This window comes from Paraburkholderia sediminicola (assembly GCF_046027825.1).
Lineage (GTDB): Bacteria > Pseudomonadota > Gammaproteobacteria > Burkholderiales > Burkholderiaceae > Paraburkholderia > Paraburkholderia sediminicola_D.
Genome location: NZ_JAQQDU010000006.1, coordinates 161,599 through 170,167, shown reverse-complemented (window position 1 = coordinate 170,167; position 8,569 = coordinate 161,599). Strand labels below are relative to the sequence as shown.

The 8,569-nt window shown below is 62.5% G+C and carries 5 protein-coding genes; 1 reads left to right on the top strand and 4 read right to left on the bottom strand.

Annotation, left to right across the window (positions count from 1 at the left end; all coding sequences use genetic code 11):
• Nucleotides 1-741: 741 nt before the first annotated feature.
• The gene (locus PQQ96_RS05380) at nucleotides 742-1,731 is read left to right on the top strand and encodes a flagellar brake protein (protein WP_408289748.1); all 990 of its coding nucleotides are present in this window, start codon (nucleotides 742-744) and stop codon (nucleotides 1,729-1,731) included.
• A gap of 46 nt (nucleotides 1,732-1,777) precedes the next feature.
• Here the strand turns inward: PQQ96_RS05380 and PQQ96_RS05375 are convergent, their stop codons facing one another.
• The 4 genes from PQQ96_RS05375 to cobW form a co-directional block, all read right to left on the bottom strand.
• A complete protein-coding gene (locus PQQ96_RS05375) occupies nucleotides 1,778-2,368 on the bottom strand; it encodes a vWA domain-containing protein (protein ID WP_408289746.1) in 591 nt (196 codons plus the stop codon).
• Between the two features lie 80 nt (nucleotides 2,369-2,448).
• Entirely contained in the window at nucleotides 2,449-3,513 is a 1,065-nt protein-coding gene (locus PQQ96_RS05370; RefSeq protein WP_408289744.1) for a magnesium chelatase ATPase subunit I, read from the bottom strand.
• Nucleotides 3,510-7,310 (bottom strand): cobaltochelatase subunit CobN, encoded by a 3,801-nt coding sequence (cobN, locus tag PQQ96_RS05365; protein ID WP_408289742.1) that lies wholly within the window; start codon nucleotides 7,308-7,310, stop codon nucleotides 3,510-3,512. Before cobN ends, PQQ96_RS05370 begins: the two co-directional genes overlap by 4 nt.
• 6 nt (nucleotides 7,311-7,316) lie before the next feature.
• Nucleotides 7,317-8,417 carry a cobalamin biosynthesis protein CobW gene (gene cobW, locus PQQ96_RS05360; RefSeq protein ID WP_408289740.1) on the bottom strand — a complete coding sequence of 367 codons (1,101 nt, stop codon included), beginning with the start codon at nucleotides 8,415-8,417 and terminating at the stop codon, nucleotides 7,317-7,319.
• Nucleotides 8,418-8,569: the final 152 nt, after the last annotated feature.

Below are 8,569 nucleotides of genomic sequence, written 5' to 3'. Positions count from 1 at the left end.
GAGAACGGTCGGCATGCCGTCAATCCCCCTTGTGCAAATATTTTCAAAAAGTTGAGGGCACCGGAGCAGCCTTGCTCACGGCACCAAGAAAATGATTAGTTATCCGACGTAATATTGGGCCAAAACAACGATTGCGATTTTTGCTAGCGAGAGGCGCTATCGAGCGATCTCGCGCCACGATACACAGAAGACAAGGAACGCACGGAGGAGACGAAGGGAGCAAGGACACCAGGTGGCACAGGTGGCTGAGGCGACGAGAGAACAGAGGGCGGACAATAGAAACTGCACGCGAGTCACGAAGACAAACAAGAGTCGCGACCATGGGAAGTGGTTTTGTGAAGCACTCTTCGGCGCGCGCAGCGCCGCCGGAAGTATGACTGCCTTGTCACCAAGGCGGAATGTGCGAGAACACAGATTCCAGATGCACCACTACCGCAACTGTGCGAGGGACCCGCTTATGGGCTAGCGGGGTGAGCCGCTTTCTTTGCTTATCTTTCTTTGCGGCGGCGGCAAAGAAAGTAAGTGCCGCCCCGCACAGGGGCGAACGCTAATAGACCACCAAGAATTCAAGGAAAGGCCATCGCCACAGGCAAACAACCGAACAGACGAACACAGCACTGAGCAACGCAAACAGACCAAGACAAAGCCGCACCGCAGGTAAACAAAAACACCGAAACCCCTAAAGCTGCCCGCCACCGCGGCCGTAAACAAGTAATCCAGCCACATATTTAGGCCCCGACCATGGAAAACCCAGCAGAGGCTCAAGCAGAAGCCCAAACAGAGACCCGGGCAGAGCCCAACGCAGAACCCAAAGCAGAACTCAAAGCGGAAACCTCATCCCCACACCTGACTCCAGAGGCAGTCCCAATCGGCACCCCTCTGGACTGGCCGATTACAGACCCCGACGGCACGCTCCTCTTCGCCAGCGGCACAATCCTGGCGACCACAGACGAGCGCAAATTCCTCTTCGACAACTTCCACCCGCACCGCGGCGACTTGCTGGACGCAGCCACGCAGCCGGAACTCCAAACCGACCACCCCACCGACACCACCGGCAAACTCACCCTAAAGGACATGCACCTGACGATAGGTGCATTAATCGGCGTGCGCTCCCAGCTCGGCAGCGGCGCCCCAATGCATCCATGCCGCATCATCGGTTTCGCACCCAACCACGCACTCTTCGTCACGCCGCCGCTACAGGAAGGCCGCCTCCTCCCGCTAGGCCTCGGTGAAAACGTCGAGATCGTCGCCATAGCCAGCCACGCCGTGTTTCGCTTCGTCTGCACGGTCGAGGCAGTGTGCCGCGCTCCATTCGACTACGTGGTGCTGTCAAAACCCGGCGTGATCCGCCGCCTGCGCGAACGCAAGTCGATCCGCGTCCACGCGCACCTCGCGGTGCGCTTCGGCATCGGCGAAACCGGCGATGCCTATGAAGGTCTGGGCCTCGCCAAAAGCATCAGTGCAGACGGCATGTCGCTGACCGCTTCATGGACGCTGGGTGCAGTCGGCGAACGACTGCGCGTCGCCTTCCGCCTCAAATCGGCAGAGCAGCAAACCGAGATCGAAACCACCGCGGTCATCCGTAATGTGCAGAAAGGCAGTGCGCCGGGCGAGCCGTCGACCCATGGCCTCGAACTCGATCAACTCGACGTCGCGCAACAGATGGCGATGAAAGTCTTCGTATTCGACCGGCAGGACGATGTACAGTATTGGTCCAACGGCTCGAATTAAGCGCACGATAAGTGCATGACAGCGCGCGGCATGCCGCGCGTGCCACTCAGGCGATCAGTTCTTCCGGCGTAAAAAGCGCCGCGCCCCATGCGTCGGCAAGCGTCTGGCAACGCCCCAGCCGTATTGCCCCCCGCTCGAAATCGACGAACACCACTTCATCGGCGTTGAGCGGCCGCGCCGGCTGGTCAACGCTGCGGCCATCGGTCAGGATCCACAACCAGCGCTGCTGCGCGGGCTTGCGGCGGGCGCTGCGCTCCAGTACCTGCGCAGCCTGACGCATGCCGGACGCTAGCGGCGTCCCGCCGCCTCCACCCACCGGTCTTAGCCACCGCTCGCTCCACCAGCGTGGCACAGCGGGACCGAAGCGCAGATCCGCGCCGGCACCGCCAAAACACACCAGCGCCGCCTCGGCCCTTGCGGCACTTGCGCGATTGAACAGCGCAATCAGCAAACCTTTAGCCAGCGCAAGGCGCTGCCCGCCGAGCATGGAACCGGAACAATCGAGCACGAAACAATGGAGTACCCCGCCCCGCGGAGCCTCGCGCACGAAGCGCAGATGCTCGGCGCGCAGCGTGTCCTGACGCCGCGCGGTGAGCGTCGGCAGCCATGCAATGCGCTTGCCCGGCACGCCTTGCAAACGGCTACGCGAACCTGCACCGGCACCTTGCCGCCATCGAAAACCGCTGCGCGAGTCAGCGGCGGCACCCTTCCGATGGCTCAGCGTTTTTTTGCGTTGAGCGGAATAACGCCCTTGACGGGCGCGACGCCCGCGGGCTGCGGTGGCAGGTAACCCCAATCGCTATCGTCGGCAGCGGCGCCCGGCGTTGTCTCTTGAGAAGCTGGCGAAGGCGCCGCATCCGCATCGTCGGCGGACTGCCGCGGCGCTTCGCGCTCATGTGCGTCGCCACCTGCACGCGTCTCGCGATCGTGGCGCCGGTGCATCAGCACCGCCTCAGCGACCCGCTCGACATGCTCCGTCGTCACCGCGGAGGCCTGCTCCAGCGCAGCCAATGCCCGCGCTGCACGCAACATCACGAGATCGGCACGCAACCCATCGACCGCCGCGTCGATGCACAGCGCACTGACATGCGCATGCACGGCGTCGTCGAAGCCGAGTTGCGGCAGCGCTTCACGTGCCGCGCGAATCCGCTGAACATATGTTTCCTGTTGCTGCGTATATTCAGCACGAAAACCCTGCAGATCGAGATCGAACGCCAGACGTGCTTTGACGATCTGCTGACGCACTTGCGGCTCAAAACAGTTCTGCAGTTCAACCATCAAACCAAAGCGATCGATCAGTTGCGGTCGCAACTCGCCTTCTTCCGGATTCATCGTGCCGATCAGCACGAAGCTCGCATCGTGACTATGCGAAACACCATCGCGTTCGACGGTATTCACGCCACTGGCAGCCGCATCGAGTAACGCATCAACGAGCGCATCGGGCAGCAGATTCACTTCATCGACATACAGCACGCCGCGATGCGCTTTCGCGAGCAAGCCAGGCGAAAAACGCACCGAGCCATCGCGCAGCACGGTTTCGATATCAAGCGTGCCGATCAGGCGATCTTCACTCGCGCCGAGTGGCAGATTCACCAGTTGCCCTTCCGGCAACAACTCAGCGAGCGCGCGCGCCGCGGTCGATTTCGCCGTGCCGCGCGGCCCACTCACCAGCACGCCGCCAAGGCCTGGATCGATCGCCGCCAGCAGGAGCGCCTGCTGTAACGGCGTCTGGCCGATCAGCGCAGCAAATGGAAAAGCGGGCCGTTGGGTCGCTGCATTCATGTTTGCATTCCTTCGATCTGCTGCTCGCTCGCGAGCAGATGCTGTTCCACTTGCGCGCGATAGTCGCCGGGCGCTTGCCACAGACCGCGCTGCATCGCTTCGAGCAGACGCTCGCAGATCGAATGCATGGCGTGCGGATTGTGCCGCTGCAAGAACTCGCGTGTATCGGCGTCGTTCAGATAGGCATCGGTGACGAGCGCATATTGATGATCGGCGACCACCCGCGCGGTCGCGTCGTAGCCGTAAAGGTAGTCGACCGTCGCGGCGATCTCAGCGGCGCCCTTGTAGCCGTGGCGCTTCACGCCGCCGAGCCATTTCGGATTGACCACTCGCGAGCGGACCACACGCGCAATCTCTTCATGCAGCGTGCGAACGCGCGGCGCGGCCGGATTGCTATGGTCCGCGTGATAGATCTGCGGCTGATTGCCCGCCAGATGCCGCACCGCTGCGACCATACCGCCTTGAAACTGGTAGTAATCGTTCGAATCGAGCAGGTCGTGCTCTCGGTTGTCCTGGTTCTGCAGCACCACATCCATCGCGGCAAGACGTGTGCCGAACGCGTGGCGTGCTTCTTCGCCTGCGCCCTTTTGCGTGTAGGCGTAACCGCCCCACGCCTGATAGGCGTTCGCCAGATCGGCGTCGGCTTGCCATTGCTGCGAGTCGATCATGTCCTGCAGACCCGCGCCATAAGCGCCGGGCCGCGCACTGAACACGCGCCAGCCGGCGCGCTTGCGCGCCTCGGCGGCGTCCATGCCGCGCGCAATCAGCGCATCGCGTTCGCGCAGCACGCGCGCGCGGATCGGGTTCAGGTCTTCGGGCTCGTCGAGTTCGGCCACCGCTTGCACGGCGGCGTCGAACAGATGCATCACGTTCGCGAAGGCATCGCGGAAAAAACCGGACACGCGCAAGGTGACGTCGATACGCGGCCGGTCGAATGCCTCGATCGGCATGATCTCGAAGTCGGTCACGCGGTGACTGCCCGGCGCCCACTTTGGCCGCACACCGAGTAGTGCGAGTGCCTGGGCGATATCGTCGCCGCCGGTACGCATCGTCGCTGTACCCCATACCGAGAGCCCGATCGCTCGCGGATAGTCGCCCTTTTCCTGCAGATGCCGTTCGATCAACTGCTGCGCGGATTTCAATCCAAGCGACCATGCCGCCTGGGTTGGAACTGCGCGCGTATCGACCGAATAGAAGTTGCGGCCGGTAGGCAGCACGTCGGGTCGTCCACGCGACGGCGAACCGCTCGACCCCGGCGGCACGAAGCGTCCTTCAAGGCCGCGCTTCAGATGCAACATCTCCTGCGGACCGCAAGCGTCGAGCCGCGGCAATACGTCGTTGCGCAGCCGTTCGATCACACGTTCGGCTTGGGGCAACGTCCCAGCCGCCGGCACCGCATCGGACGTCTCATCCCCACACACGCCACGCAACATCTCAGCCGCTAACAACTCCAGGCGCTCGCGCGTATCGCCACAGTGCCGCCATGGCACATCGCTCACACGTTGCATAACGTCGGGGCGTGGACCGTCCCACGCCGCCGACCAATCCACCGACAACGGATCAAACAGATGATCCATCTGCAGATCGCGCGCCAATGCATCGATCAAACCGGCCTTGCGTCCCTGGCCATCGCCGACCGGAAAGCGTCCCAACGCCAGCAATGTATCGCGCCGCTGTACCCCAGCAGGCGATTGTCCGAACGTATGCAAGCCATCGCGAATCTGCGCCTCCTTCAACTCGCACAGCCAGGCATCGACGCGTGTCAACAGCACGTCCTCGTCGTCCTGACCGGTCGGCGCCGCGAGACTCAACTCTTCATGCAGCTTATGCTCGACGATGGTCGTGAGAATCGCGCGCCTCAACAGCTTCGAGCGGCGCGGATCCACCATCAGTGCTTCATAGTATTCGTCGACCTGGCGCTCCAGGTCCTGCAACGGCCCGTAACTCTCGGCGCGCGTGAGCGGCGGCATCAGGTGATCGATGATGACGGCTTGCGCGCGGCGCTTCGCCTGACTGCCTTCGCCTGGATCGTTGACGATGAACGGATACAGATGCGGCATCGGTCCGAGGATCAGATCGGGCCAGCAGGTATCGCTCAATGCGACGCTTTTTCCCGGCAGCCATTCAAGATTGCCGTGTTTGCCGACATGCACGACCGCGTCGATGCCGAACTGATGACGCAGCCAGAAATAGAACGCCAGATACGCGTGCGGCGGCACGAGTTCAGCGTCGTGATAGCTCGCGTAATCGCCCTGTTCACGAGAACGCGACGGCTGAATACCGACGAACACCTGCCCGCAGCGCCAGCCCGCGATCATGAAACGGCCGCGCCGCAACGTCGGATCCTGGTCGGGCGAGCCCCAGCGTGCGTTCAACGCATGGCGGGCTTCGGCGGGCAACGCGTTGAAGTACACAAGATAGTCGTCGAGCGCGAGGCTTTGCAGCGCGGGGCGCAAATCACGCACGACCGGATCGTTGGTCACGCCTTCGGTCAGCTTCTTCAACAACGCGTCGCCGTCGGCGGGCAAACCGGCGACGCGATAGCCCTCATCGCGCAACATGGACAGAATACCGACCACCGAGGCCGGCGTATCGAGACCCACGCCATTGCCGATCCGCCCTTCGCTCATTGGATAGTTGGCGAGGATCAGCGCGAGCTTCCTGTCCGCGTTATCGAGCGTGCGCAAACGGCACCAGCGGCGGCTCAGTTCGGCGAGAAAACCGACGCGCTCCAAATCCGGCTGATAACGAACCACATCGACTTCAGTGTACGGACAACGATAGGCGAGTCCCTTGAAGCTGATCGCCCGCGTGATGATGCGTCCGTCCACCTCCGGCAGCGCGATATGCATGGCGATATCGCGCGAGTTGAGGCCCTGATTGTCCTTGAGCCAATCCTCGCGGTTGCCGCCGCTCAGGATCACCTGCATCACCGGCGCGTCACCGGCGAGCGCAAGGGGCTCGGGGTCGTCGATGGCAGATGCGGCGAATGCGGTGGTATTCAGCACCAGCGCGACATCATGTTGCGCGCACAACCGCTGTACGACGTCGCGGCTCATCGCATCTTTCAGCGAGGTAATCGCGATCGGCAGCGGATTCAGGCCTTGTGCTTCGAGTGCATCGATCAGGGCATCGAACACGGCTGTGTTGGCCGCTTGCAGATGCGCCTTGTAGAACAGAATTGCGGCGACCGGCGCGCCCTCACGCCAGCGCGCCTGCCAGTCGGCCACGGTCGGCGTATCGTGTTCGGGATGGTAGAGCGTCGCGGCAGGCAACGCGCGCGGCGGCGCAGGCTCGCGCCCCCAGCCAAGCGAGCGGTGCGCGATGCAGCGCAGGAACGCCTCGGCATTCTGCGGGCCGCCTTCACGCAGATAACGCCATAGCTGATGACACAGATCGGCGTCGGCAGTGCTGCGCGCGAGCAGGTTCGGGTCTTCCTGCAGATCGCCGGAGAACATCGCAAGCGTCTGCTGCTTGCGCTCAGCAAGCGCGACCACCTGCTCGATCCCGTACGGCCAGTACGCTTCGCCGCCGAGATGATCGACCACGACGACACGCGCGTGCTGCAACACGTCTTCGACATAGAAATCGACTGAAGCCGGTTGCCGCAAATACGTGACGTTCGCGAGCCGCACGCTCGGAAAAACCTCGCCCAGGCGCGAAAACACGCTCGCGAGCAACGACAGCGTGGTATCGGCGGAGCTGAGCACCACGATATCGGCGGGCTGCTGATCGATACGGATCACGCCTTGCGTATCGTCGACAAAACCGCCCGGCGTGGTGCGCAGCAGATGCATGACCGGCTACGCCTGTTGCGGCTGGGCGCTCGCCACGGCACCCAATGCGGCGTCGAATGCCTGCTGCAGCGCGGCCTGGTCGAGGTCTTCACCGATCAGCACAAAGCGGCTTTGCAGACCTTGGCCCGTTTCACCGGCTTGCCAGCGCCGGTCGAAGTAACTATCGAAACGACGGCCCACGCCCTGGATCACCAGACGCATCGCCGCGCCCGGCAAAGCCGCGAAGCCTTTAACGCGGTAAATCGTGTTCGTTTCGACGAGCCCCTGCAACGCGGCGATCACGGCCTCACGCGACGACACATTCGCGTGCACCACCACCGAATCAAACTCGTCGTGATGGTGATCGGCGTCTTCGGCCGACCCGTGATGGTCGTGACGCAGGTGAATCGTTTCTTCCGACGCCGCTTCGAGACCCAGCAACGCATGCAGATCGAGCTGGCCCATCTGCGCGCGCACGATCTTCACTTGCGGCGGAATTTCCGCGCGGATGGTGGCTTCAACAGACGCCTGATGCGATTCGTCGAGCAGATCCGTTTTGTTCAGAATCACCAGATCGGCTGCCGACAATTGATCTTCGAACAATTCGTGCAGCGGCGATTCGTGATCGAGATTCGGATCGGCTTTGCGCTGGGCATCCACGGCGACCGGATTCTCGGCGAACTGGCCGCTCGCCGCGGCCGGGCCGTCCACCACGGTGACGACTGCGTCGACGGTAAAGCTATTCTTGATCTGCGGCCAGTTGAACGCCTGCACCAGCGGCTTGGGCAACGCGAGACCGGAGGTTTCGATCAGCACATGATCAATCTGCTCACGACGCTCCACCAGCTTTTCCATCACCGGGAAAAACTCTTCCTGCACGGTGCAGCAGAGGCATCCATTCGCGAGTTCGTACAGTTGCCCTTCGGTCTCGACACCGTTTTCATCGCAGCCGATGCCGCAACCCTTGAGGATTTCCCCGTCGATACCGAGTTCGCCGAACTCGTTGACGATCACCGCAATGCGCTTGCCGCCCGCATGCTGAAGAATGTGCCGCAGCAGCGTGGTCTTGCCGCTGCCGAGAAAGCCCGTGACGATGGTGACGGGGATCTTGCGCATTTGAGTTTGCATCGTGAGGTCGATCCGTAGGAGTTGCACGTGCACGCCGGCGCAATTGTGTTCAGGTCGGGCAAACAGGGCACATGCACCAAGCCACGACAAAAAGCAAACACGGGGACGAACAACGGCGTTGCCGAGGCAACAGAGAAACAGAAAACGGGAGT

Coding starts and splice junctions, on each gene's coding strand:
- PQQ96_RS05380 (WP_408289748.1), top strand. CDS start 742: ATGGAAAACCCAGCAGAGGCTCAAGCAGAAGCCCAAACAGAGACCCGG.
- PQQ96_RS05370 (WP_408289744.1), bottom strand. CDS start 3,513: ATGAATGCAGCGACCCAACGGCCCGCTTTTCCATTTGCTGCGCTGATC.
- cobN (WP_408289742.1), bottom strand. CDS start 7,310: ATGCATCTGCTGCGCACCACGCCGGGCGGTTTTGTCGACGATACGCAA.
- cobW (WP_408289740.1), bottom strand. CDS start 8,417: ATGCAAACTCAAATGCGCAAGATCCCCGTCACCATCGTCACGGGCTTT.